Origin of the sequence: Streptomyces sp. NRRL S-340, from assembly GCF_000720185.1 — a bacterium.
Classification (GTDB): Bacteria; Actinomycetota; Actinomycetes; order Streptomycetales; family Streptomycetaceae; genus Streptomyces.
The window spans coordinates 86,744-111,908 of the sequence record NZ_JOIY01000004.1; the positions used below are offsets into that span (position 1 = coordinate 86,744).

18 protein-coding genes and 1 tRNA gene are annotated in these 25,165 nt (G+C 74.0%); 8 read left to right on the forward strand and 11 right to left on the reverse strand.

Annotated features, from left to right (window positions below; translation table 11 throughout):
• Nucleotides 1–810: 810 nt before the first annotated feature.
• The 5 genes from thrC to IG64_RS03655 all read right to left on the reverse strand — a co-directional run bounded on the left by thrC (nt 811) and on the right by IG64_RS03655 (nt 6,655).
• Nucleotides 811–1,869: a threonine synthase gene (gene thrC / locus IG64_RS03635; RefSeq protein WP_037851848.1), complete on the reverse strand. Its 1,059-nt coding sequence runs from the start codon at nt 1,867–1,869 to the stop codon at nt 811–813.
• Nucleotides 1,870–1,875: 6 nt separating this feature from the next.
• Nucleotides 1,876–3,168 (reverse strand): homoserine dehydrogenase, encoded by a 1,293-nt coding sequence (locus IG64_RS03640; RefSeq protein WP_037851849.1) that lies wholly within the window; start codon nt 3,166–3,168, stop codon nt 1,876–1,878.
• A gap of 188 nt (nt 3,169–3,356) precedes the next feature.
• Nucleotides 3,357–4,748 carry a diaminopimelate decarboxylase gene (gene lysA / locus IG64_RS03645; protein WP_037851852.1) on the reverse strand — a complete coding sequence of 464 codons (1,392 nt, stop codon included), beginning with the start codon at nt 4,746–4,748 and terminating at the stop codon, nt 3,357–3,359.
• Between the two features lie 22 nt (nt 4,749–4,770).
• On the reverse strand, nt 4,771–5,940 hold the full coding sequence (gene nrtL, locus IG64_RS03650; protein ID WP_037851854.1) for an ArgS-related anticodon-binding protein NrtL: 1,170 nt from the start codon (nt 5,938–5,940) through the stop codon (nt 4,771–4,773).
• A 124-nt stretch (nt 5,941–6,064) separates the two neighbouring features.
• Nucleotides 6,065–6,655: a response regulator gene (locus IG64_RS03655; protein WP_078883784.1), complete on the reverse strand. Its 591-nt coding sequence runs from the start codon at nt 6,653–6,655 to the stop codon at nt 6,065–6,067.
• A 63-nt stretch (nt 6,656–6,718) separates the two neighbouring features.
• On the opposite strand from IG64_RS03655, the gene IG64_RS03660 reads away from it, so the two are divergent.
• Nucleotides 6,719–6,790 (forward strand) — tRNA-Arg (locus IG64_RS03660).
• 211 nt (nt 6,791–7,001) lie between these two features.
• On the opposite strand, the gene IG64_RS41015 is transcribed toward IG64_RS03660, so the two are convergent.
• The 3 genes from IG64_RS41015 to IG64_RS03670 form a co-directional block, all read right to left on the reverse strand.
• Nucleotides 7,002–7,184: a hypothetical protein gene (locus tag IG64_RS41015; protein ID WP_158771472.1), complete on the reverse strand. Its 183-nt coding sequence runs from the start codon at nt 7,182–7,184 to the stop codon at nt 7,002–7,004.
• A 407-nt stretch (nt 7,185–7,591) separates the two neighbouring features.
• A complete protein-coding gene (locus IG64_RS03665; protein WP_037851859.1) occupies nt 7,592–8,113 on the reverse strand; it encodes a DUF3761 domain-containing protein in 522 nt (173 codons plus the stop codon).
• 395 nt (nt 8,114–8,508) lie between these two features.
• Nucleotides 8,509–10,179, reverse strand: a complete 1,671-nt coding sequence (locus IG64_RS03670; protein ID WP_037851860.1) for an SWIM zinc finger family protein — start codon at nt 10,177–10,179, stop codon at nt 8,509–8,511.
• A gap of 272 nt (nt 10,180–10,451) precedes the next feature.
• On the opposite strand from IG64_RS03670, the gene IG64_RS03675 reads away from it, so the two are divergent.
• Complete coding sequence (locus IG64_RS03675) at nt 10,452–12,221, forward strand: hypothetical protein (RefSeq protein WP_158771474.1); 1,770 nt, start codon at nt 10,452–10,454, stop codon at nt 12,219–12,221.
• Between the two features lie 6 nt (nt 12,222–12,227).
• Here IG64_RS03675 and IG64_RS03680 read toward each other — a convergent pair whose 3' ends face one another.
• Complete coding sequence (locus tag IG64_RS03680; protein ID WP_324609555.1) at nt 12,228–14,891, reverse strand: tetratricopeptide repeat protein; 2,664 nt, start codon at nt 14,889–14,891, stop codon at nt 12,228–12,230.
• Between the two features lie 1,066 nt (nt 14,892–15,957).
• On the opposite strand from IG64_RS03680, the gene IG64_RS41020 reads away from it, so the two are divergent.
• The 4 genes from IG64_RS41020 (at nt 15,958) to IG64_RS03695 (ending at nt 21,096) form a co-directional block, all read left to right on the forward strand.
• Complete coding sequence (locus tag IG64_RS41020; RefSeq protein ID WP_158771477.1) at nt 15,958–16,098, forward strand: hypothetical protein; 141 nt, start codon at nt 15,958–15,960, stop codon at nt 16,096–16,098.
• A 163-nt stretch (nt 16,099–16,261) separates the two neighbouring features.
• On the forward strand, nt 16,262–17,812 hold the full coding sequence (locus IG64_RS03685) for a phenylacetate--CoA ligase family protein (protein ID WP_037851862.1): 1,551 nt from the start codon (nt 16,262–16,264) through the stop codon (nt 17,810–17,812).
• Nucleotides 17,809–19,026, forward strand: a complete 1,218-nt coding sequence (locus tag IG64_RS03690; RefSeq protein WP_037851865.1) for a hypothetical protein — start codon at nt 17,809–17,811, stop codon at nt 19,024–19,026. Before IG64_RS03685 ends, IG64_RS03690 begins: the two co-directional genes overlap by 4 nt.
• A 273-nt stretch (nt 19,027–19,299) precedes the next feature.
• Complete coding sequence (locus IG64_RS03695; RefSeq protein ID WP_051812330.1) at nt 19,300–21,096, forward strand: beta-ketoacyl-[acyl-carrier-protein] synthase family protein; 1,797 nt, start codon at nt 19,300–19,302, stop codon at nt 21,094–21,096.
• A 319-nt stretch (nt 21,097–21,415) separates the two neighbouring features.
• On the opposite strand, the gene IG64_RS03700 is transcribed toward IG64_RS03695, so the two are convergent.
• Entirely contained in the window at nt 21,416–22,504 is a 1,089-nt protein-coding gene (locus IG64_RS03700) for a Ku protein (protein WP_037852209.1), read from the reverse strand.
• Between the two features lie 86 nt (nt 22,505–22,590).
• On the opposite strand from IG64_RS03700, the gene ligD reads away from it, so the two are divergent.
• Nucleotides 22,591–23,472 (forward strand): non-homologous end-joining DNA ligase, encoded by an 882-nt coding sequence (ligD, locus tag IG64_RS03705; protein ID WP_037851867.1) that lies wholly within the window; start codon nt 22,591–22,593, stop codon nt 23,470–23,472.
• A gap of 162 nt (nt 23,473–23,634) precedes the next feature.
• On the opposite strand, the gene IG64_RS03710 is transcribed toward ligD, so the two are convergent.
• Complete coding sequence (locus IG64_RS03710) at nt 23,635–24,474, reverse strand: nuclease-related domain-containing protein (RefSeq protein WP_051812332.1); 840 nt, start codon at nt 24,472–24,474, stop codon at nt 23,635–23,637.
• A gap of 102 nt (nt 24,475–24,576) precedes the next feature.
• Between IG64_RS03710 and IG64_RS03715 the strand changes: the two genes are divergently transcribed.
• Nucleotides 24,577–25,095: a protein-tyrosine phosphatase family protein gene (locus tag IG64_RS03715; protein ID WP_037851869.1), complete on the forward strand. Its 519-nt coding sequence runs from the start codon at nt 24,577–24,579 to the stop codon at nt 25,093–25,095.
• The last annotated feature ends 70 nt before the right edge of the window (nt 25,096–25,165 follow it).

A 25,165-nucleotide genomic window follows, 5' to 3' on the forward strand; every position in this document is an offset into this window, starting at 1 on the left:
ACTCTCCTTGAGCTGCGTGACGGTCGAGGGACATTCGACCGGGATTCGACGGACACGTGAGGCCGTGAGGACCCTCGGGGGCCGCACGGACGGCGCGGCACCGCGACATGCGGCGGCATATGCGGTGGGCGGGTTCCTTACAGCCTATCGAAGGAAGGTTCTGTGGCGACATAGGGCGCACAGGAGGCGCACGATGCGTGTCGCGAGCCATTCCGTGCCCCCTGCCAGGGGTCCCCGGGTGGGGACGCCTTGGGAGGTCGCGGAGTTGTGCGGGTGCGGCCGGGCGGCGGGGCCGGTCGTGGGGCCGAGTGGTGGCACCGGGTGCCTCGGCGGCCCGGCCGTCCGTGCGGGCGGTCGAGCCGCACGGAGGCCGGTAACGCCCAGGCCGGCCACGCGGGCCGCGCCGAGGACTGCGGGAGCGGCCCCGCCGGGACGCGGCCTCCGGGGGCCCTCCCAACAGGGACCGACCGTCAGGCACCGGCCGTCAGGCGGCAACCGCCGGGCGACGGCCGTCCGATGACGGCCGGCGGGCGGGACGGCCGACGGGCGAGGCAGACGGGACGGACGAGGCAGTCGGCAGACGGGACACCCGTCACGGCGACACCCGTCACGCGAGCCTGCCCTTACGGCCATATGGCCCTACGGCCCTACGGCCGACCGGACTGTAGGGCCGACCGGACCGTACGGCCGAGCCGGTGGGACAGGGGACCCGGGACCGGTGGGGCCGGGCCGTACGGTCCCGGTCCCGCTGCCGTCCGCTTCTTGCCCTGTCCGCCGTCCGGGACGGCGGACAGGGCAAGAGGAGCACCGTCAGGCGAGGCCCAGCCGCTCCGCCGCCGTGGCCGCGTCGACCGGGACGGTGACCGGCTGCGGAGCGCCGGCGACGGCCCAGTCGGGGTCCTTGAGGCCGTTGCCCGTGACGGTGCAGACGATCCGCTGCCCCGGGTCGACCTTGCCCTGCTCGGCGGCCTTCAGCAGACCGGCGACGGACGCGGCCGACGCCGGTTCGACGAAGACGCCCTCCTGCGCGGCCAACAGCCGGTAGGCGCGCAGGATCTCACGGTCCGTCACCTCGTCGATGGCACCGCCGGACTCGTCGCGCGCGGCGAGGGCGTACGTCCAGGAGGCGGGGTTGCCGATCCGGATGGCGGTGGCGATGGTCGAGGGGTCCTTGACGACCTCGCCGCGCACGATCGGGGCGCTGCCGGAGGCCTGGAAGCCCCACATGCGCGGCGTCTTCGTGGAGACCGCGTCGGCGGCGTACTCCTTGTAGCCCTTCCAGTAGGCGGTGATGTTGCCCGCGTTGCCGACCGGGAGGACGTGGATGTCGGGCGCGTCGCCGAGCATGTCGACGATCTCGAAGGCGGCGGTCTTCTGCCCCTCGATACGTACCGGGTTGACCGAATTGACCAGCGCGACGGGGTAGTTGTCGCTGAGCGCGCGGGCCAGCGTGAGGCAGTCGTCGAAGTTGCCGTCGACCTGGAGGATCTTCGCGCCGTGCACGAGGGCCTGGCCCATCTTGCCGAGCGCGATCTTGCCCTGCGGCACGAGCACGGCGGAGACCATGCCCGCCCGTACGCCGTACGCGGCGGCGGAGGCCGAGGTGTTGCCGGTGGAGGCGCAGATGACCGCCTTGGCGCCTTCCTCCTTGGCCTTGCTGATCGCCATGGTCATGCCGCGGTCCTTGAAGGACCCGGTCGGGTTCGCGCCCTCGACCTTGAGGTGGACCTCGCAGCCGGTGCGCTCGGAGAGCACCTGCGCGGGGACGAGGGGCGTACCGCCCTCGCGGAGCGTCACGACCGGCGTGCTGTCGGACACCGGCAGCCGGTCCCGGTACTCCTCGATGATTCCGCGCCACTGGTGGGTCATTGCTGGTTACTCTCCTTCAACCCGCATGATGCTGGCGACGCCCCGCACGGTGTCGAGGCTGCGCAGCGCCTCGACGGTGCCGGTGAGGGCGGCGTCGGACGCTCGGTGGGTGACGACGACGAGCGATGCCTCGCCGTCCTTGCCCTGCTGGCGAACTGTGTCGATGGACACCCCGTGCTCGGCGAACACGGTGGCGACCTGGGCCAGGACGCCCGGTTTGTCGGCGACGTCCAGGCTGATGTGGTAGCGCGTGACGACGTCGCCCATGGGCGAGACGGGCAGCGCGGCGTACGCGGAATCGCCGGGGCCGGTGGCGCCGCTGAGCCGGTTGCGGCAGACGGCGACGAGGTCGCCGAGGACGGCGGAGGCGGTGGGCGAGCCGCCGGCGCCGGGCCCGTAGAACATCAGCCGGCCCGCGGCCTCCGACTCCACGAAGACGGCGTTGTACGCGCCGCGCACCGAGGCGAGCGGGTGGCTGAGCGGGATCATCGCGGGGTGCACGCGCGCGGTGACGGAGGCGCCGTCGGCGGCCCGCTCGCAGATGGCGAGCAGCTTGATGGTGCAGCCCATCTCCTTGGCGGAGGCGAAGTCGGCGGCGGTGACCTCGGTCATGCCCTCGCGGTAGACGTCGTCGAGGCGTACGCGGGTGTGGAAGGCGATCCCGGCGAGGATGGCGGCCTTGGCGGCGGCGTCGAAGCCCTCGACGTCGGCGGTCGGGTCGGCCTCGGCGTACCCGAGCGCGGTGGCCTCGTCGAGGGCCTCCTGGTACCCGGCACCCGTGGAGTCCATCTTGTCGAGGATGAAGTTGGTGGTGCCGTTGACGATGCCGAGCACCCGGTTGACCTTGTCGCCGGCCAGGGACTCGCGCAGCGGCCGGATCAGCGGGATGGCGCCGGCGACGGCGGCCTCGTAGTAGAGGTCGCGGCCGTGCTCCTCGGCGGCGGCGTGCAGGGCGGCCCCGTCCTGGGCGAGGAGGGCCTTGTTCGCGGAGACGACGGAGGCGCCGTGCTCGAACGCGGTGGTGATCAGGGCCCGGGCCGGCTCGATGCCGCCGATGACCTCGATGACGACGTCGATGTCGCCGCGTTTGACGAGGGCGGTGGCGTCGGTGGTGATGAGGGCGGGGTCGATGCCCTCGCGCACCTTGGAGGGGCGCCGGACGGCGACCCCGGCGATCTCCACCGGGGCGCCGATCCTGGCCGTGAGGTCGTCGGCGTGCGTCGTCATGATGCGCGCCACCTCTGAGCCGACAACCCCACAGCCCAGCAGCGCCACCTTCAGCGGACGCGTACGCATCATCCGACCTCGTTTCCTCATACCGTCTACGGTGGGACCAGTCTCACTCACCGGACCGGAGTTTCTGTCATTTGTCCGGATCGTGAGACGTTTATTTCATTTCCGCCGGGCCGGGAGACAGGAGATCTTCCGGCGCGGCGGTGCCCTGCGTCAGGCACCCCGCACCGGGAGCCTGCGTCAGGGTGCCTGTGTCACCCGACGTCCAGACGCAGGAGATCGTCCTCAGTCTCCCGCCGGACGATGACCCGGGCCTCCCCGTCGGCGACGGCGACGACCGGCGGGCGCAGGGCATGGTTGTAGTTGCTGGCCATGGACCGGCAGTACGCGCCCGTCGCGGGCACGGCGATGAGGTCGCCGGGCGCCAGGTCGGCCGGCAGGAACGCGTCCTTGACCACGATGTCGCCGCTCTCGCAGTGCTTGCCGACCACCCGGACGAGCATGGGCTCGGCGTCGGAGGTGCGCGAGACCAGGGCCACGCTGTACTCGGCGTCGTAGAGCGCGGTGCGGATGTTGTCCGACATGCCGCCGTCGACGGAGACGTACGTACGCAGCCCTTCCAGCGGCTTGACGGTGCCGACCTCGTAGAGGGTGAAGGCGGTGGGGCCCACGACGGCGCGCCCGGGCTCGACCGAGATGCGGGGCGTGCGCAACCGGGCCGCGTCGCACTCGCGCGTCACGATCTCGGTGAGCGCCTTGGCGATCTCGTGCGGCTCGCGCGGGTCGTCGTCGCTGGTGTAGGCGATGCCGAGACCGCCGCCGAGGTCGATCTCGGGCAGTTCGACGCCGTGCTCGTCACGGATGTCCTTGAGCAGCCCGACCACCCGGTGCGCGGCGACCTCGAAGCCGGACATGTCGAAGATCTGCGACCCGATGTGGCTGTGGATGCCGATCAGCTCGAGACCGTCGAGCTGGAGAGCCCGCCGCACGGCCTCGGCGGCCTGGCCCCCGGCGAGCGGGATGCCGAACTTCTGGTCCTCGTGGGCGGTGGCGATGAACTCGTGCGTGTGCGCCTCGACGCCCACGGTGATCCGGATCTGGACGCGCTGCCGCTTGCCGAGGGACTGCGCGATGTGCGCGACCCGCACGATCTCCTGGAAGGAGTCGAGCACGATCCGGCCGACCCCGACGCTCACCGCGCGCTCGATCTCGGCCGCCGACTTGTTGTTCCCGTGGAAGGCGACGCGGTCGGCCGGCATCCCCGCGGACAGGGCGGTGGCCAGCTCGGTCCCCGAACAGACGTCGAGGTTGAGTCCCTCCTCGTTCAGCCAGCGCACGACGGCGCGCGACAGGAACGCCTTGCCGGCGTAGAAGACGTCGGCGTCGTGCCCGAAGGCGGTGCGCCAGGCGCGGGCGCGGGCGCGGAAGTCGGCCTCGTCCATGACGTACGCGGGCGTGCCGAACTCCTCGGCGAGCCGCGTGACGGGTACGCCGCCGACGCTCACCACACCGTCCGCGTCCCGTGTCACGGTCTGCGCCCAGACCTTCGCGTCGAGGGTGTTGAGGTCGGTCGGCGGGGCGGCGTAGTGGCCCTCGGGCAGGACATCGGCGTGACGGGGCCCGGCGGGATGTGCGGAACGGCTCATGTCGGTGTGTCTCTCTGCGCTCTCAGAGGTGGTCGGGTGCGTCGATGCCGAGCAGGGACAGGCCGCCGGCCAGCACCGTCCCGGCGGCTTCGGCGAGCGCCAGCCGGGCGCGGTGGGCGGCCGAGGGTTTCTCCTCGCCGCGCGGCAGTACGTCCGGCAGCAGGGGCGGCACGGCCTCGGCGACGGTGACGAGGTGCCGGGCGAGCAGGTCGGGTGTGCGGTTGCGCGCCGCACGGGCGAGGACGCGGGGGTGGTCGGCGAGGGCGGCGAGCAGCGCGCGGGCCGCGGGCGTGCCCGTGGCTCCCGGCCGTGCGGTGAAGCCGAGGCCGGCCGCGTTGCGGTGCAGGGCCCGGGTGCGGGCGTGGGCGTACCGGACGCGGAAGAGGGGGTTGCTCTCGCGCTGGACGAGGTGATCTCCGCCGGTGCGGGGCCGGTCGTGACCGGCGGGGTGGAGCAGCGCCCAGCGCCCGGCGTCCCGCCCGAGGGCGAGCAGGGCCGGGACGTCGGCCGCGGGGACGGGGACCGGCCGTACGCCGACGTCCGGGCGCCCCGTCCCGGTCGCCACGTCGGCCTCCAGCCGTCCCGTCCCGGTCGCCACGTCGGCCTCCAGCCGTCCCGTCCCGGTCGCCACGTCGGCCTCCAGCCGTCCCGTCCCCGACGCGTCGGCGCGGGCACCAAGCACGGCCTCCCACGGCGCGGGGACGGGGCTCTCACAGGTGGTGCGCACGAGGGCGCCCTGGGCGCGCAGCAGCCGCGCGAGGACGTCGGCGACGACGAGGGCCCGGGGTTCGGCGGCGCAGTGCAGCCGGACGACCTGCCCGGCGGCGTCCTGTCCGTACCCGTAGCGCCGGCCGCTGCGCAGGATCTCCCCGACCAGCCGGCCAGAGGCGGCATCGGCGTCGGTGTCACGGAGGCTGATGTTGAGGAACCCGGGACCGGTGACGACGACATCCCCGACGCCGTCGGCCGTCATGGCCATCAGGTGGTCCCGCAGCACGCCGGCGACGCGCAGCGCGCTCTGCCCGGCGGGCCGGGCGAGCTGGAGCGCGACGTTGGTGGCGTAGTCCCCGCAGCCTCCCGGCCCGGGCGGCTTGACGACGACCCGCTCCGGAAGCGGCACGCTCAGCTCCCCCGCGTCGACAGCACGGCGCACCGCGCACAGCACGGTACGGGAGAGCTCGACGGGGGTCACGGGACAAGCGTAGGGGAGGAGGGGGGTGGGGAGGCGAGCCGGTTCGCGCGGGGTATCGGCATGTGGACGGCGGGATCGTCATGCACGGGCCGCCGGTCCCGCGAGGCGCCGGCCGGCCGAGGTGCTACCGGGTGCCGCGCCAGGCCCGCCGGGCGTCCCCGCTCCCCCCGGGACCGGCACCCTCCCCGCCGGCCGTACCGGGCTGCTGTCCCCTCCCCCGGCCCTCCACCAACCGCATGACCACCCGGACGAGTTCGGAGGGCTCGAAGGGCTTGGCGAGGAAGGCGTCGACACCGGCGTCGACACCGGCGTCGATCTCCCCCTGCGAACAGGCGCTGACGATGGCGAGCGGGAGGTCACGGGTGCGGGGATCGGCCCGCAGCTGCGCGGCGGTCGTGAGCCCGTCGAGCCGGGGCATCACGACGTCGAGGGTGATCACATCGGGCCGCACCTGATGCACGACATCCAGACACTCGGCACCGTCGGCCGCGGTCACGACCTCGAGACCCTCAAGCTCGAGATTGACCCTGATCAGCTGCCGGATGACCTTGTTGTCGTCCACAACAAGCACCCGGCCGGAAGCCCCTGGCACAACTCGAGAGTAGGTGCCCCCCGGCCACCGCGTCCGGGTTTTCCCCACTTCCACCCCCTCCGGGGGACGCCCCGGTTCCGCGTGGACACGACGCCCCTCCCACGGCCCCCGGAAAACGTTCATGACCACCCCCGGGGAGCTGGTAGTGTTCTACCCGTCGCCGCGCCACAGAGCGCGACGAACCCCGCCCCCGTAGCTCAGGGGATAGAGCAACGGCCTCCGGAGCCGTGTGCGCAGGTTCGAATCCTGCCGGGGGCACCTTGTATGAGGTGCCTGAAGACCCCGTGAACAGTGGAGACGCTGAGTGCGGGGTCTTTGTGTTTGTACGGGTGCGTGCCGCTCGGAGCGGGCGTATGTCGGGGTTCGTGGGCTCTTCATGGGCGGGATCTTGGGGCGTCTGCCCCCTGGTCAGGCACGGAGATGCGAGACCCCCAGAGAGCTCCCGGGGTCTTGAGCGGTACTCGCTGGATCAGGCTCGGATCTCGCGGACCAGGGTGTCGTCTCCGTCGTAGAGCTCCAGGGAGTACGTCAGCCCGAAGTGGTCGAGGAGGCCGGCGAGCTCATCGATCCGCCGCGGGTCGACGACGCCGCTCAGCAGGATGTCCGGTCCCTCAACAGGGTCTAGCTCCACCTGGCACCAACTGGTTCCCACCTCAAAGCCGTACCAGGATGACGACCTCGATCTCCAGCCCGCCCTGACGAAGCGCTCAGCAACGGACGCGGCATCTCGGCAGCCGTGCAGGCTCCCGCATACGTTGTTCGCGGCCCCGGCCCATTCAGGATCGAGCACTTCACCCTCATCGGATGTGATCCCGACCGAAGAAGCGTTGGACCGCCTGCGCGAGGCGCACATACTTAGGTGCCTCCACTCCATACGCTCTGAATGCCGCCTGTCGAGATCGACCAAGTCAACCAGCAAACCAAGCCCAGCGATTATGCCCGCGCTCGGCAGAAGAGGCCGGACAAAGGCCGGCAGACGCGGGACCTGCCTTCCTTCATCAGTGAGGCGACCGGTGCCGCACTCACGTCGGCAGGGGGAGCACCGGCCTCAGACGTTGCCTACCGGTAGAAGACTGCGACGCCGCCGTGGTGTGAGCAGGCGCCCTGGTGGTGGGCGGCGTACGAATACGTGCCGTCGTTGCACCGGGCCGTCGCGCCGCCCCCGTCGGAGCTGGAGCCGCCCGACGAACCGGAGCCGCCGCTGGACGACGAACCGCCCGACGTCGAACCGTCGTCCGTTCCCGAGTCCTCGGCCGGGGCGTGTGCCGTGACGGTCACCTTGACCTTGACCGTCTTCGTCACCGTCGGCGCGGGCTCCGGCTTCGCCGTCTCCGTCACCGTGGGCGTCGCGGTGACTGTGGCCGTGGCTGTGACCGTCGCCGTCGGCCGCACCTTGTCGCTGGCCACCGGCTTCGTCGCGTCCGGGTCCTGGCCGGCGGCGCCTGCGCTGCCCACGCCGATGATGAACGCAACACCCAGGGCGGGCAGCACGAATCGTTTACGGGCCCACTTGGGTGCGGGACGGGTGGCCGGCGGGCCGGGCGGCGGCTGGAACGGCGGTTGAGGCTGGTAGTAGCTCACAGGTCCCCCCTGCTTCAGTGCTTGAGGGGCGAAGTTACCTACGGCGACACCTTCCATGTGCGGAATTGGTGAAGGTGGTGATCGGGTTGTGACCTTGCAATCCTCAACTACCGTCCATGGGCTGCCACCAGGGACGACCCGCGCCGGCCCTCACCGACTCGAGCCCCCAGTCGCTCGATCAACTCCCGCTGCCCACAGCGAGGCAAGTGGCCAGGGCGCTGACGCCCGTGAAGCGCCTGCCGCCGCCAGCGGTTGCTCGGTTGCCCAGCGGGACGGGCGGGAGGACAGAGGGCCGCGGTCTGCCGGGGCGGGCGCGTGGATGGGGTGGGTCGGGCGGGTGGGTCCTGGTGATGCGGTGCAGAGGGGTGACGTGAGGCCCGCGTCGCCGTTCCGGGTCACAGACCGTGTTCGTCCATCAGCCGCATCAGATTGCGCTTGCGCTTCTGGGTGGCGCGCAGGGCCGTCACGTACGCGGTGAAGTCGTCGGGCGTGCCGAGGTGGTGGTGGCAGGCGCGGATGCCCAGGAGGAGGGCCACCAGTTCCTCGTAGGCGCGGTTGCCCGTCTGGTGGGTGAGGGGCTCGGCCAGGCGGAGGTAGACCGAGAGGGCTTCGGCGGGGTGGGTGGCGCGGGTGCGGTCGGCGAGGGTGCGCCATTGGGCATCGTGGGCGCCGAACTCCGTCGCCGCCCGCCAGGCCGCGTCAATGTCCTCGTCGTCCAGCAGGGCGTCCACCAGCACGGGACCGCGGCGGGCTCGCAGGTCACGGCCGGTGTCCGTGCTCAGCAGGGCCAGGGCCCTCTGCCGTTCCGCCGGCCAGCAGCCGGCGGCCTCGGCCGCGGCGCGCAGTTGCCGGTAGGTGAGCAGGGTGCGGCGGGCGGTGAAGTGGTCGCGGCGCAGGGTCACGGCGTCGGTGAGGCGGCCGGCCCGGGCGTAGCGGTCGGTGAGGTGGTCGACGAGGGCGGTGTCGACGCTGGCCAGGTCCGCGGTGTCGCGGAGGCCCCGTTCCGCCCACTCCAGGGCTTCGGCCGAGCGGCCGGCGGTGTCGAGTTCGCGGGCGATGAGCAGGTGGGTGTGGCCGTTCGGGGCGAGGTCGGCCGTGTGTACGGCGATCACCGTGTCGACGTCCCGGCCCGCCTTGGTCAGCCGCTGCATCAGGTTCTTCTCCGCCCAGCCGGTGCGGTGGGCCTGCCAGGCCAGGACCGCGTGCCGGCGCAGGGCGTCCATCCCCCGCTCTCCGAGTACGTCCTCGTAGTCCAGCGGGTCGAGGTCCGTCAGGTCGGCCGCGTCGTCGACGGCGTGGGTGACCAGCCAGTGGGCCAGTTCCTCCGGGTCGGGGCGGGCGGCGCGGCAGGCGTCGTGGTGGGCCGCGGCCAGGTCGGTGCCGATCTGTCCGAGCCGGCCGTCGGAGTCGTCGACGCTCTCCGCCGCAGTGGCCAGCAGGCCGATCGCCTCCCGGGCCAGGATCACCGCGCCGGCTGCCCTGTCCGAGTGGGCCAGCGCCCTGATCGCGGACACCGCCTGCCCGGCCTGGTCCGCGTAGGCGCGGGCATCGGCGTACTCGACGTAGCCGTAGGCAGCGAACGGGCCGATGTCGAACAGCTCGTGCAGACGGGACCTCAGTGCGGCCAGGTCTCCCTCGGCGCTCGCCGCCCGCAGCTCCAGCCGGCGTCGCACGTTCCGGTCCTCGGCGATCTCGTCCCGTACGAGAGCCAGCAGCTCTTCGCGCGAGAGATCCGACAGCCAGGCGTCGAGGGCCCGCGCCCGGGCCCGGGCCGTTCTCCTCTGGCGAGGGAGGTCGGCCTTGCGGGTCATCATGGTCAGGCCCAGTGCGACCAGGTGTTTGCAGAAGTTTCCCTCCTGGCCGTAGGGACAGTCGCACTCCCCCGTGAGGCCGCGGGGACCGCCGAGGGACAGTTCCGCCTCGTACCGCTCGGTGCCGCGGACCGACGCTCTGACCCAGTCGTCACCGACCTCGATCCCCGACACGGCGTCCACGTATCCGCGTCCGCGTTCGAAGGAACGTGCCCCGGCCAGTGCCCTCAGTTTCGCCTCGGTGAGAACGACCACGGCGTCACCCTAACGGCCGTCGGCCGGGGGGCCGTCCTTCCGCGATTCCGTGGAGGAGCGATTCGTTACCGTGTACTTCGCCCATACGTACGTTCACGTAAGGGCCTGCCGTCGAATTCCGCCAGAAGATTGTCAATCGGCTTGAGATGCGATAAAAGCTCACAATTGCCGCGAGCCGCGAGCCGCGAGCCGCGAGCCGCGAGCCGCGAGCCGCGAGCCGCGAGCCGCGAGCCGCGAGCCGCGAGCCGCGAGCCGCGAGCCGCGACTCGACGGTGCGGGTGCTGGAGGCGCTGCCCTCGCTCCTCCGGGGCGACGGCCGGGTGGCCGTCGTCTTCGCCTACGACCCCACCTCGGCCTTCAACGACGGCGTCCTCGAACTGCTGAACGACACCGGGTGCCGGGTCATGCCCTGGGAGCAGTTGGGGGAGATCAGCCCCGATCTCGTTCTCTCCGCCAGCGAGAACATCGACGTGCCCGAGGGCGACTGTCCGGTGCTGGTGCTGCCGCACGGGGTCGGGTTCCAGAAGCTGGTGCCGGATTCGCGCAGCGCGCGGGTCAGGCTCTCCGGGGTCGTACCGGACTCGCTGCTGGAGTCGGGGCGTGCCTGGCTGGCGGTGTCGCATCCGGCGCAGGAGGAGCAGTTGGTCGCCAACCGCCCCGAGGCCGCCGGACGGACGCTGCTGGTCGGTGACCCGTGTTTCGACGAGCTGGTCGCGAGCCGGCCGCGCCGGGCCGCGTACCGGGAGGCCCTCGGTGTCGCGGAGGGACAGAAACTGGTCGTGGTCAGTTCGACGTGGGGACCCACCTCGCTCCTCGGCACCGACCCCGAACTGCTCCCCCGCCTCCTCGCCCGGCTGCCGTGCGACGAGTACCGGGTCGGTCTGATCACCCACCCCAACATCTGGTCCGCCCACGGCGCCTGGCAGCTCCGTACGCTGCAGGCCGCCGCCCTGGACGCGGGGCTGCTGCTGATGCCGCCCGTCCACGCCTGGCGGCCCGCGCTCGTCGCCGCGGACGTGCTCGTCGGCGACCACGGGTCGGTGACGCTGTACGGGGCCGCGACCGGTACGCCGCTGCTGCTGGCCGCGTTCGGCGGGGACGCGGTGCCCGGGACCGCCGTGCACCGGATGGCGGCCCTCGCGCCCCGGCTGGATCCCCGCGGCGACCTGCGCCAGCAGGTGGAGGACGTGGTGCGTGAGCACGCGGCGGACCGGTACGCGGCGGTCGCCCGGCAGGCCTTCGCCGAGCCGGGGCACGCCCTCGCCCGGCTCCGCACAGCCCTGTACCGGCTGCTGGAACTTCCCGAGCCGTCCTCTGCGCCGCCTTCCTCGCCGATGCTTCCGGTGCCCGAGCCGGAACCGCCCGCCTCGGCCGTCACCTCCTGGCAGGTGACCACCGAGGTCGGGGGTCCGGGGGCGGCTCCCGGCGTCACCGTGCGGCGGTTCCCGGCCTCCGTCGGCGCGTACGGGACGGTGCCCTCGGAGACGTCGTCCTGCTTCACCCACCTGGCCTGCGCGGACGACGAACGCGATCACCGGCTCGTCGAGAGCGCTTCGGTACTCGTACGGCGGCTGCCCGCGCCGTCCTCCGTCTCGGCGCTGGGCTGGATCGGGGAGACGCTGGCCCGGCTGCCCGGCAGCCTCCTCGCGGCCTCGGCCGTGCGCGGGGGCTGCTGTCTGGTGGGGCTCCGGGACGGGCGGGTGGTGGAGGTCTCCGTCACCGGGACGGCCGTGGATCCCGGGCTGCCGGCCGCGGTCGTGTACGCCCTGCTCCGGGCGGGGCACCCGCTGGACGGAGCAGGTACCCGGACCGGCGGCGGAGGTCCTGCCGGAGTCGGCCCCGGTCCAGAGTCCGGCCCCGGATCCGGCGGCGGAGGTCCTGCCGGAGCCGGGCCCGGACCAGGATCCGCCCCCGGATCCGGCAGCGGCGGCCCTGCCCGCGTCGGAGCCGGTGTCCAGGTGGTGCTGCGGGCCGGTGACGCGCGGGACGAGGACGTCGTCCTTCGTGTTCGGCCCGGGTACACCCGGCGCCCGCTCCGCTGACCCCCGTCAGCGGCCGAGGTCCTCCAGGCGGCGCCGCAGGTCCTCCGCCAGGCGGCTGCCGGTCGCCTCGTGGATCGCGACGGCCCGGCTCAGGCACGCGCGGACCAGGTCGTCGCGGCCTCCCGCCCGGCTGGCGAGGTCGGCGAGGTGCACCAGGGCCTGCGCCTCGTAGTGCGTGGCCTGCACCTCAGCCAACTCCTCGGCCGCGGCCCGGAGTGCGCTGATCGCTTCCTCCGTCTCGCCGAGGTGGCCGTGCACGACACCGATCGCGGCCGTCACCCGGGCCGCCATGCGCCGGTCGGGCTCCTCGCGGTTCTCCAGGTCGTGCCGGGCCCGGCGCAGGGTGGCCATCGCCTCGGCGTGGTCCCCCGCCGCGTCCTGCGCACAGCCCAGGAAGTACGCGGCGATGGCCGCTCCACGCGTCTCCCCCGCCCGTTCGTTGAGTTCCAGGGAGCGCCGGTACGCCTCGGCGGCGCGCGACGGCTCGAAGAGGTCGCGGTAGCGGCCCAGGAACTCCTGCACGGAGGCGCGCAGGACCAGGTGCCCGGACGTCTCGGCCAGGGTGACGGCCCGGTCCAGTTCCGCGCCCGCCCGGTCGTTCTCCCCGAGGTCCAGCAAGGGGCGTGAGAGCAGGCTGCGCAGCCGCGCCTCGGCCGCCGTGGCCTCGGCAACCTGTCCGGCCGTGTCCGCCGAGGCCGCTGCTGCCGCCGCCGCCTCGGCGCCCAGTTCCAGCGACTCCCGCCACGCCCCGAGGTAGCGGCGGTGGAGGAAGAGCGCCGTGAACACCTCGGCCAACTGCCAGGCCAGGGAGTTCAATTCCTGCCGGGCCGCCGCGCGCAGCACCGCCAGGACGGCGGCCCGTTCGGTGTCCAGCCACTCCAGCGGCGGCGGGCCGCCCGCTGAGGCGAAGGGGTCGTCGACGCCGCGCAGCAGGGCGGACAGGTCGGTGATCCGCAGCCGGTCGCGCCTGAGCGCGCGGTCGGCGCACGCGGTGAGGACGAGGTAGTGGGTGCCCACCCGCTCCGTCAGGGCCTTGTGCTCGGCCTGTGCCTCCTCCCGGGCCGCGCACTCGCGGGCGTGCAGGCGGACCAGGTCGTGCATGCGGAAACGGCCGTCGCCGACGGCCTCCACCAGGCTCGCCCGGGCGAGCGCGCGCAGCAGTCGGCTCGCGCCCGCCGTGCCGGTGCCGGCGGCGACGGCCGCCACGCCCGCGTCGAAGACGCCGACGGGCAGCCACCCCAGCAGGCGGTAGAGCCGGGCCGCGTCCGGCGGCAGCAGCCGGTAGGCGGAGCCGAGCACAGCGGACACCGAGATCTCCTCTCCGCCCGGGGCCGGGCCGTCCAGGGCCAGGCCCGGCAGTCTTCCGGTCTCGTCCGCCAGCTCGGCGGCCAGTTCGGTCATGCTCAGAGCGTCGTCGGTGGCCAGCCGGGCCGCCACGATCTGCAGGGCCACCGGCAGTCCGCCGCACAGCTCCACGAGGCGTTCCGCCGCCTCCGGTTCCGCCTCGACGGCCTCCGCGCCGCAGCGGTCCCTCAGCAGCGCCAGACCGCCGTGCGTGTCCAGCGGCCGTACGGAGATCAACCGTGCGCCGTCGAGGGTCAGTTCACCCAGCCTGCCCTGGCTCGTCACCAGGACCGCGCTGCCCGGTCCCTTGGGGATCAGCGCGCGCACCTGGGCGGGCTGGTCTACGTCGTCCAGTACGAGCAGGATGCGCAGGCCCGCCGAGCGCGTACGGAAGAGGTTGGCCCGCTCCGCGAGTGAGCCCGGGATGCCGTCGTCGCCTCCGGGCAGCGACCGCAGGCACATGGCGAGGGCCTCCGAGACGTCCGCACCGGCCGTCCCGCCGTCGGCACCGGTACCGGTGCCGAAGCCGGTTCCGTCCGCACCGGCTCCGGCAGAGGTCCCGGCTCCGCCCCCGGCCCCCGGCGCGGTCCGGTCGGTCCGCCGGGAGGGTCCCGGGCGGTGGCGCAGGGCCGCGAAGTCGACGTACAGCTGTCCGTCCGGGAACCGCTCCCGGGCCAGCGACGCCCACCGCCAGGCCGTGGTGGTCTTGCCGACGCCGGGGAGCCCGTTCAGGACGCCTACGCCGATGCCAGCGGGCCCCGCCGGGCTTTCCGCGGGCGCGGAACCCCGCGCCCGTCCGCCGAGCACCGCGTCCAGGGCGGCGAGTTCGGCCGTCCGGTTGCTGAACGGAACGGTCACCGGCGGCACTTGGTCGGGCGGGACGGCGGAGGCAGACGCGGGCTGCGGAGGCGAGGGGACGTGGAAGGTGATGCCGCCGTGGATGTGCGAACCCTGGAAGACCGGGCCGTTGTTCACGCCTCCGGTGACGAGGTGGACGAAGGTGTGCGATACCTCCGGTGCCAGCTCGGACAGCAGCCGCGCCAGTTCCTCGGCGGCACCGGCGTCCTGCCGGAACACCGCCTCCAGGTGCTGCCGCAGCCCGGCCTGTACGGCCGCCTGGGCGGAGGTGTCACCCGCCGCCCTGGCGCGCTCCAGTTCCGCCCTCGCCGTCCCCAGCTCGTCCGCGGCGCTCCCGGAACGCTGCGCGCCGCGCCGTCCGAAGAACGCGGCCAGCCCGCTCTTCGCGCGCTCCCACGACTCCGACACCATCAGGCCGACCAGCGTCGTCGCCCCCGACGCGGCAAGTGCCGCCAACTCGGCTTCCACACCGTCCCCTTAGCGATCCAGCGCCCCCGTGAGGCAGTCCGGCACCCACCGTAGAGAGATCCCGTCCGCTTGGACAGCGCGGCTCGCCGTACGGACCGGGGGGTGGCCGCCTTCAGGCCGGCCTCCGTACTGTCGGCCGGTTCCCCGTGCCGCCGGTCGATCCCCCGTGCCGCCGGCCGGTCGTGGCCGCCGCGCCTGGTGCTGTGGCCGGGGAGATGCGCCGGCCACAGCACCGGACCATGAGGCGCGTCAGGATGATGCGGTGATCTCGACGCGGGACGTGGCGCCGAGTTCGCGGTACGGGCGGATGAGGGCGGCCCGGGCGCTGGCGCCCGCCTGATGGAGATCCGCAGGACGTCGGCGAACGCGGTGCGGGAGGCCGTCGCGTCGGCGAGGGGGCGGTGGACCCGGCCCAGGGCCACCCGGATGTGAGCCCGTCCAGGGAGTACCCGGTAGCCCGTAGGCGTGCGGCGGTCTCCCCGAAGCCCTCGTCCCGGAGCGGGAGTTCACCGCCTGCCGCATCGAACGCGGCCGCCGTACGGTCGAGGGCGGCCGGGACGCCGGGACGGCCGTGTACGGGGCCGCGGCTGAGGTGCCCGGACCGGCGGCCGGGGCGGCCGGGAGGGTGCGGCGGCCCCGGGGCCGCCGCGGCGGCGGCCAGGGCGATGGCGGACGCGGACCCGCAGGCGGGAGTGACCGTCAGGAACCGCGCGGCTCTTCGTATGTCCGTGACAGGTGGGGTTCCTTGCACCTCGTGCAGGTGGCGTCCGCCGCCGGGTCGCACGGCGGTGAGGGAGGCGGCGGACACCTACGGATGCCATCAGCGCGCTCAGGCGCAAGCGGAGCCGACGCACGAGTGCCGGGAACCGACGACGAGGACGGCCAGGCACTGGGGCGAGGGCGAGGGGTTCGCTACCGGGCGCACGGCGCTCTGGAACTCGGCCTCCGCCAAACCCATACGGACTCAGAGGTTCCATAAATAATCGAGTATTCAGGCGATTTACCCGCGCATGACGTCTGGTGCGGTGCTCGTGCCCGTTCCTAGACTGCCGCTGCTTCTCCGGCCTTGTCCGGGCGGCAGCTCATCATCTGGCCCGCGCCGTCCGACCGGCGGCGCTCCGTGAGGGAGGTTCCGACCATGGTCAAGCACTACCTCAAGTACGCCCTGAGCACTCTGTCCGCCGCGATGTTCGCGCACATGGCCTGACCCCGGGCCCCGGCACGCGCCGGGAGCGGGTGGGCGGACGGGGGGCCACCGGCCGCCCGTCCGCCCGGACCGGGGCCCGCGGGTGCGAGGTGACGAGTGAAGGCCGCCGGCCCGGTCCCGGGGCGGGGCTCCGGTCCAGGTCCAGGCGTCAGGAGGGCTCCCCTTGTTCGGCACCGCCCTGAGTCAGCTCCGCTACGGCATGGCCGTGCTGCGCAACCGCCCGATCCGGCCGCGTGACCTGGAGCGCATCGCCCGCGACCTGGTCGCCACGCTGGAGGAGTTCGGCGCGCCCGGCGCCGACTCGGCGCTGCTGCCGGGGCAGGCGGGGCAGATCGATCCCGAGGTGCGGCGGACGGTGACCCGGCGCAGTCTGCGGGCCACCGCGCGGGCGGCGGTCCGGCACACCGCCTACTACCGGCATGTCTTCGAGCGGGCCGGGCTCGATGCCGACGCCCTCGATCCGTACACCGGCGGTTCCGGTCCCGGCAGTTGGTCCCAGGTGCCGGTCACCTCGAAGAAGGCTCTGCGCGGCATGCCCGGGGCGTTCGTGTCGGCGGCGGCGCGGCCCGCCCTGATGGCCCTCACCACGGGGACCAGCGGAACACCCACCGCCGTCTGGTACTCGCGTGCCGAACTCGACGTCACCATCGCGCTCAGCACCATCTCGGCCGCACTCGGCATGGGACTGCGCCCGCACCACACCCTCGCCTACGCCGGCTGCTCGCGGGCCACGCTGCCGCTGATCAACGCCGAGGAGTCGACGACACGGGTCGGCGCGTCCTTCGTCCAGTTCGGCACGCTGGCACCCGCTCTGGCCCTGGACCGGCTCGCCGCCCCGCTCGGGCTGCCGGGCAAGGCCGGCCAGATCACCCACCTCAGCACCTCGGCCTCCTACCTGTCCGCGCTGGTGCACCGGGCCGAGCGGGACGGCTGGCGGCCCGCGGACTTCGGGCTGCTGAGCATCGGCGTGGGCGGCGAGGTGCTGTCCGGGCCGCTGCGCGAGCGCGCCGAGGCCGTGTTCGGGGCGCCCGTCGGGACCTCGTACCTGATGACCGAGACCCTGCCCTCCGGCGGTACGCCGTGCGGCCGGGGGCATCTGCACCACACCCCCGAGTTCGGGCACCTGGAGGTCCTCGACCCGCTCACCTGGGAGCCGACCCCGCCCGGCGGCACCGGCGTGATCGTGCACACCCCCTACTTCCCCTACCGGGAGTGCACGCTGCTGCTGCGCTACGCCACCGGTGACCTGGTACGGACACCCTCCGCCGCGCCCGCCTGCGAGCTGGCCCACCTGCCCGCCACCTCGGAGATCCTCGGCCGCTGGACCGGGCCGCTCAGCGCCTCACTGACCACCCGCGCCCTGCTCGACCTCATCGAGGCCGAGCCCGAGGTGCCGCTGCCCGCCCGGTACGCGGTGACCGAACAGCCCGGCGGGGGCGCGCTGCTGCACCTGCTCGTGCCCTCCCTGCCCGCGACCGCGCTGCGGGCCCGGCTGGAGGAGCGCGCCACCGCGGCGGGCCTGCCGCTGGCCGGGCTGGTGCTCTACGACGACCGGTCGGCGATGCCGCCCACCAGCCCGCTCCGCGCCGACCTGCGCGAGCACAGCTTCGAGAGCGTGCCCGCGCCCGGCCGGCCGGACCGCTCGCCCCGCACCCCCGCCGTCGCCGCGCACGGCGGGACCGCGGCGGGCGAGGAAGGGGTGGCCGGCGCGTGAACGGAACCGCCCTGGTGGCACTCAGCTGTTGCGTGGCCGCGCTCATGGTGGTGGCCGGCGGCTATCTGGCCCGGGTCGCCATGCCCAGGCCGCCGGTCGGCGTCTACGCCCCGGCGGACGTCGCCGCGCTGTGCGCCGGGGTGGTCGTGGCCCCGCTGCTGTACGGCGCGCTGCCGGGCGCCTGGGTGTCGGCGCTGTTCGGACTGGTGCTCTGCGTGGCCGTGCAGTTCACGCTGGCTCCGCTGTGTTCCGGCCGCTGGGCCTGGTGCCTCGCGCTCGCTGCGACCGGTCTGACCGCGGGGGCGGCCTTCACGGGCACGGCGGCGGGGGTGCGCGCCGGCACCGGCGTCCTGCTGGCCGTGGCGGTGGTGGGTGTGGCGAACCTGTGGGCGCAGAGCGGGATGCGTTCGGCCCAGGTGGCCGCGCTGGCCGCCGCGTTGACCTGCTACGACCTGATCGCCACCACGCTCACGCACGTCACCGGGGACTTCTTCGAGCAGGTGCGGGGGCGGCCGTTCGCCCCGCTGCTCGCGCTCACCGGCGGCGCGCATCCGGTGGCCGTCGGTCTCGGGGACCTGCTGCTGCTCGTCCTGTTCCCGCTGGTGGCGGCGAAGGCGTACGGCCGGGGTGCGGCGCTGCTCGCGGGGGCCGTCGGGGTCGCGGTCACCAGTGCGGTCAGCGCGCTGTTCGCGCTGGGCGCGCTCACTGAGGGCTTCCCCCTGCTGACCGCGCTGGGGCCGCTGATCGTGGTGCAGCACCTGGTGTGGTCGCGCCGGGCGGGCGGGGAGCGCACCACCGCCGAGTGGCGTGCCGGTGCCGTGGCGCCCGCGCCGCGGCCGGGCGCCCTCGGACCGGACGCCCGGCTGACCGCGGCGGTCGCCCTGACGCCGGCCGGCCTGACGGCCGGCGCGGAAGGACTGACCGCCTCCGGCGGCGGAACGGCGGCCGGCGACGGGGGGCTGCCGACCACCGGCGGGAGCCCCGCGGCCACCGTCGAAGGACCAGGGGCCGACGACGAGGGGATGACGGTCACCGCTTCGGGGCCGGGCGCGGGCGAGGGGGGACCGACGGCCACCGGCGGTCTGCCGGAGGGCAGTTGGGTCGTCCTGCGCGACGGCCGTGTCGTCGGGGCCGGTGGCTCCCCCGGCCTGGCCCGTCGCGACGCCCGGGAACGCGGCGAGGACGCCGGTCCGCTGGTGGCCCGCCTCGTCTGAGGGGCCACCGGCCCCCGCGCCCGCCCTCGCCTCCGCAGCTCACGTGCCGTAGGTCACACGACCTCACCTGGCGGTCGGCGGTGCGTGCGTGAGCTGGGGCACACCCGCGGTCCGACCTGCGGTCAACTCGGTGCGTCTTGACGGCAATTGCGGGTATTCGTACAGGCGTCCTGTTTGGGACCCACGTCTATTTCCGTAGTTTTCCTGCTGTTTGTCCCTTTCACTCAGATGGTCCGCCGAACGACACCTCGGGTCACAGGAAGCAGTACGGATATGTCCAAATCGTCCGAGATGCCAGAAGTCCCCCTCAGCCCCCACACAGTTACCGCCGCCGAGGCCGTCCCCGGCGATCTGATCGCCCTCTCGCAGGACGAGGCCGCGCGACGGCAGTGGTGTGTCGTGATGCACACCCTGCCCGAGTCACCGGAGACGATCCGGATGACCCTGCGGCCGCCGCTCGGCGGCCCCGACCGCGAGACGGTCCTCGCGCGCGGGCAGGAGGTGGTCGTCGCCGGGCGGCGGGTCGACGTCGCCGCCGTGCCCGCCGTGTCGTCACCGCGGCTGGACGCCGTCGAGTTCCGGGACGGCGACAGCGTCACCCGGCTGCGGGCCGTCGACCCGGAGGGCGCCGAGGTGACGTACCGGCGGCGCTGGGGGCGGTGGCACCGCGACCTCGACGCCCGGACCACGCAGACCGTGTCCGACGACGTCGTACGGGCCTGGGCGGCCGACGCCGACCGGGCCGGGTACGTCGTACGGCACCACGGGCGGCCGGCCCGCGAACCCTCGGCGGCCGGACCGCGGCGGGTCGTCGTGACCGGCCTGGGCGCCATGACGCCGCTGGGTGCCGGGGTGGGCGAGCTGTGGCAGGGGCTGCTCGCGGGGCGTCACGGCATACGCGAACTGGAGGGCGAGGAGTTCGCGGAGCTGCCCGTGCGCACCGCGGGCGTCGTGCCCGTGGATCCGTCCTCCCTGCTGTCCCGCGCCGCCGCCCGGCGGATGAACCGGGCCGCGCAGTTCGCCGTGCTCGCCGCCCGCGAGGCCTGGGGCGACGCCGGGTACGCCGAGGGCGGGACGCGGGAGAGCGGGCTCGACCCGGAGCGGGTCGGCGTCAGCCTCGGCTCCATCCTCGGGGACGCCTCGGTCCTCGTCGGCGGCGACCGGAAGCTGCGCGAGAAGGGGCCGCGCGGTGTGTCCCCGCTCACCACGCCCATGACCGTGCCCTCGCAGGCCGCCTCGCAGGTCTCGCTCGACCTGCACATCACCGGCGAGGCCCGGACCGTGACCAGCGCCTGCGCCTCCGGCACCGAGGCGATCGGACAGGCCGTCGACCGCATACGGTACGGCCGTGTCGACGTCGCCCTGGCCGGTGGCGCCGAGGCCGTCGTCACACCGGCGATCATGGCGTCCTTCGCCGCCATGCGCGCCCTGTCCGGCCTGGATCCGGCCGACGGCACCTCACCTTCGCGGCCCTTCGCCAAGGACCGCGCCGGGTTCGTCAACGGAGAGGGCGCCGGGGTGCTCGTGCTGGAGGCCGAGGAGCACGCCCGCGCCCGGGGCGCCCGGATCTACTGCGAGGCCGCCGGGTGGGGGCTGTCCGCCGACGCGCACCACATGGCGGCGCCCGACCCGTCGGGCAGCGGGGTCGCCCTCGCGCTGCGGCGGGCCGTCCGCGACGCCGGCGGGCACGTCGTGGACGTCGTCCACGTCAACGCGCACGCCACCGCCACCACGGAGGGCGACCTCGCCGAGGCCGGGGCGCTGCGGGCCGTGCTCGGGGCGGGTGGCGTGCCCGTCACCGCGCTCAAGGGACACCTCGGGCACCTGCAGGGTGCCGCGGGCGGCGTCGAGGCCGTCGCCGCCGTGCTCACCCTGCACAACGGCGTCGTACCGCCGACCGTGGGCTGCGCCGAGGTCGACGAGGAGATCGCGCTCGACGTCGTGACCGGCACACCCCGCCCGCTGCCCGGCGACGGCGACCTGGTCCTGAGCAACTCCTTCGGCTTCGGCGGCCACAACGCCGTACTGGCCCTGCGGCGGCTGCCCGCGGCACACCGGGCCGGGCGCTGAGCCCTGCGGGCGCCGGCCCTCACCGGGCCAGGGCGCGACCCGAAAGGGACGCCGTCCGCCCGGAGGGCGGGCCCGCTGCGTCCGGTGCGCGCGGCCGCAAGGCGGAAGGCCGTCCTCGTCCGGGCCCGCGACGTGGACGGTCCCGGCAACGCGGCGAGCGCGCGTGCCGGGCGCCACGAGGCCGGGACACCCAAGAGCCGCGGTCGCCTCCCGGCCGAAGACCGGGGAGTTCCTCCCGGCCGAACACCGGGGGGGCACCTCCCGGCCGAAGACCGGGGAGTTCCTCCCGGCCGGCGGGAAGGGGGTTCTCGGAACACTCCTAGGCCGTGCGTTTGCGGGACGCCGTCTTCTTCGCCGGGGTCTTCTTCGCGGCCGACTTGCCGGACGAGGCGGTCTTCTTCGGCTGGGCCCGCGTCTGCGACGACTTGGCCGCCGTCTTCTTGGCACCGGAGGCGGTCTTCTTCGCGGAGGAGGCCGTCTTCTTGGCGGCCGTCTTCCCCGACGCCGCCTTCTGCGGAGCGGTGCGGGCCGCCTTGCGGCGCGGGAGGTGCCTGACCTCGGCGTCCCCCTCTCCCTCGGCCTCGGCCTCCTGGCCGCCCTCCCCGGCGGTCTTCGCCCCGCCCTCCTCCTCACCCCGGGACCGCCTGGCCGCCCGCACGCTGTTCTCCAGGGCCGCCATCAGGTCGAGGACCTTGCCGCCGGGCGCCGGTTCATGGGTCTCGGGGGGCGCCTCGCCGGAGGCCTTCGCGGCGATGACCTCCTCCAGTGCCTCGCGGTACTCGTCGTGCAGGTCCTCCAGGTCGACCTCGCCGAGGGTGTCCATCAGGGCGTCGGCGAGGTCCAGCTCCTTGTCGCGGACCGTGACGTCGGTCTCCGGGGCGACGCCCTGGGGCGCGCGGATCTCGTCCGGCCACAGCAGCCCGTGCATGGCGATCACGTCGTCCACCACGCGGAGCATGCCCAGGCGTTCGCGCCCGCGCAGGGCGAACTTCGCGATCGCCACCCGCTCGCTGCGCTTGAGCGCCTCGCGCAGCAGGGTGTACGGCTTGGCGGCCGGGGCGCCGCTCGCGGCCAGGTAGTAGGCGTGCTCCATCTGGAGGGGGTCGATCCGGTCGGCCGGGACGAAGGCCACGATGTCGATCGTCCGGGCGGTCGGCAGCGGCAGGTGGGCCAGGTCCTCGTCGGTGATCGGGATGATGGTGCCGTCCGCGTCCTCGTACCCCTTGCCGATCTCGCCCTGGGTGACCTCGCGGTCCTCCAGCTCGCACACCTTGCGGTAGCGGATGCGGCCGCCGTCCTCCGTGTGGATCTGGCGGAAGGAGATGGTGTGGTTCTCGGTGGCGTTCACCAGCTTGATCGGGATGCTGACCAGGCCGAACGAGATGGCACCGTTCCAGATGGATCGCACGTGCAGCACCTTCCGGGTCGGATCAGGCGAGGCCTTTTCATCGCTTATGTCCGTGTTTCACGTAATCGGCATGCTTTTCTTATCGTATGGCGCCGATCACAGTGGTGGAGGGGCGACGGCTCGCGCTCAGCAACCTGGACAAGGTCCTGTATCCCGCGACCGGGTTCACCAAGGGGGAGGTGCTGCACTACTACGCGACCGTCGCCGACGTGCTGCTCCCCCATCTGCGGGACCGTCCGCTGTCCTTCCTGCGGTACCCGGACGGGCCGGACGGCCAGGTCTTCTTCGCCAAGAACGTGCCGCCCGGTACGCCCGAGTGGGTGACGACGGCCGAGGTGCCGCGCTCGGAGGGGCCGGCCCGGATGGTGCTCGTGCAGGACCTGCCGAGCCTGATGTGGGCCGCGAACCTGGTGACCGAGTTCCACACGCCGCAGTGGGTGATCGCGGCGCCGGAGGAGGCCGACCGGATCGTCTTCGACCTCGATCCGGGGCCGCCGGCGACCGTGGTCGACTGCTGCCGGGTGGCGCTGTGGCTGCGGGAGCGCCTGGCCGCGGACGGGATCGAGGCGTACGCGAAGACCTCCGGGTCCAAGGGGCTGCACCTGCTGGCCGCGGTGCGCGGGGCGTCCGGCGAGCGGACCTCGGCGTACGCGAAGGGGCTGGCCGTGGAGGCGGAGAAGGCGATGCCGCGGCTGGTGGTGCACCGGATGACGCGCAGTCTGCGGCCGGGGAAGGTGTTCGTCGACTGGAGCCAGAACGCGGCGCGCAAGACGACGGCGGCGCCCTACACCCTGCGGGCGCGGGCGGAGCCTGCGGTGTCGGCACCGGTGACGTGGGAGGAGGTCACCGAGTGCCGCGCACCGGGGCGGCTCGGCTTCCGGGCGGACGACATCGCGCCCCGGGTCCAGGACTACGGCGACCTGCTGGCCCCGCTGCTGGACACGGAGCGGGCACCCGAGGTGCCGTGACCGGCGGGCGACCACCGGTCACGAAATCACCCAGGTCACGCAGGTCACGGAGGTCACGGAGGTCACGGACGACCGTGCGGCGTGCCGGGGCGAACCCCGCCGCGGGAAGGGGCACAGCCCCCGTGGTCCACCGGCGCACAGCCCCGTGGACCACCGCCGGGTCTACGCCCTCGCCCACGTGCCCCGGTCCCGCGCCATCGCGTGCAGCGCTTCCACGTCCGCCGGTTTCAGCACGCCGCCTGCGCGGGCCAGGTCCGCCAGGTCCGTGTCCCGCAGGATGCGGACGCCGCGCGGCGGGGCCGTGACCCGCAGGCCGGCCGGACCGGTCAGGGCCAGCAGCGGGTGGACCTCGGCGGTGAGGGCGTGGGAGGCGCGGGCGGCGGCTGCGCGGACGCCGCGCAGCAGGGGCTCCGGCTCGTGGCGGCCCAGTGCGACCGACGGGTCGGCCACCCGCACCCGCTGCTTGCGCGCGTACAGGGAGTGCACGGTGAACAGTCCGCCGGGGCCGATCACCAGGTGGTGGATGCGGTCGCCGCCGGGCAGCGGGACGGAGTGCAGGACGCGCCAGCCGGCGCCCTCCAGGCGGTCGAGCGCCTCCCCCGTCGCCCGTTCCGCCGCGAGCGCCCGGCGGCGCGGGTCCGGGCGGAGGCGGCGGGCGGGGGCCGGGTCGCGTTCGAGGGCGACGAGCAGCGCCTCACCTGGGCGGTTCGGCGCCAGGTCGTCGTCGGGACGGAGGCTCAGCCGGGCCAGGTCGGCGGGGGTGGGGACGGGCGGCGGGCCCACCGCGACCGGGCCGGCGAGGAAGGGGCCGAGCGCCTCCAGCACGGCCTCGCGGTCGTCCTCGGCCGGCAGGTGGACGCGGGCGGCCTCGCGGTCGTACCAGGCGAGGACGCGCCCGTCGGCGGCGCGCACGTACAGCCGCTCCTGTCCCTGGTGCGTCCCCGGTACGACGCGCAGGCGGCCCGGACCGGGCGGGCCGGGCAGCCGACGTGGTCCGCTCATGCGCCATCACCCCCGCGACCATGGGAACAGGCGGGGTGCTGCCGGGGCAAGAACACGGCTACCTTTGAGGTGCCGTGGGTGGGGAGTTGGGGAGGCGCGCCGTTGCGGACCCGTGGGAACCAGCCCGACGTACCGGCTCCGGAGAGCCCCTGGAGCGAGATCGTGCCCGGCCTGTGGATGGGCGGACACGAGTTCAGGAGCGGCGCCGGAGCGCTGGAGTCCGTCGTCGTGCACGACGAGTTCGACCTGGTGCAGTCGCTGCTCCGGCTCCCGGGGTACGGCCCCGGCCCCGGCGTCGCGCACCAGGTGTGGCCGATCCCCGACGGGCCGCTCGACGGCACGCAGCTGGCCGGGGTGATGCGCCTGGCACAGGCCGCCTGCACCGCGCTGGACTCCGGCGGCCGGGTGCTCGTGCGCTGTTACTCCGGATACAACCGCTCGGGCCTGGTCGTCGGCCACGCCCTGATGCTGCGCGGGTACCGGGCCGACGAGGCGATCCGGCTGGTCCGCGACCGCCGCTCGCCGTGGGCCCTGCACAACGAGCTGTTCGCCGACTACCTGCGGGCGGGCCTGGCGACGGCCCGCCTGCTGGAGGAGCTGGGGGAGCCGGCCGCCGAGTAGGAGATCCGTTTCTCACCTTCGCTGCGTACGCTCTGCGCACGCGGCCGCGTCACACCCGCCCGCCGGGGGG

Bases quoted from the DNA above. Each gene is read 5' to 3' on its own strand.
- thrC (WP_037851848.1), bottom strand. From the start codon at position 1,869: ATGACCCACCAGTGGCGCGGAATCATCGAGGAGTACCGGGACCGGCTG.
- IG64_RS03640 (WP_037851849.1), bottom strand. From the start codon at position 3,168: ATGATGCGTACGCGTCCGCTGAAGGTGGCGCTGCTGGGCTGTGGGGTT.
- lysA (WP_037851852.1), bottom strand. From the start codon at position 4,748: ATGAGCCGTTCCGCACATCCCGCCGGGCCCCGTCACGCCGATGTCCTG.
- IG64_RS03655 (WP_078883784.1), bottom strand. From the start codon at position 6,655: ATGAACGTTTTCCGGGGGCCGTGGGAGGGGCGTCGTGTCCACGCGGAA.
- IG64_RS03695 (WP_051812330.1), top strand. From the start codon at position 19,300: ATGTCCAAATCGTCCGAGATGCCAGAAGTCCCCCTCAGCCCCCACACA.
- ligD (WP_037851867.1), top strand. From the start codon at position 22,591: ATGGCGCCGATCACAGTGGTGGAGGGGCGACGGCTCGCGCTCAGCAAC.
- IG64_RS03710 (WP_051812332.1), bottom strand. From the start codon at position 24,474: ATGAGCGGACCACGTCGGCTGCCCGGCCCGCCCGGTCCGGGCCGCCTG.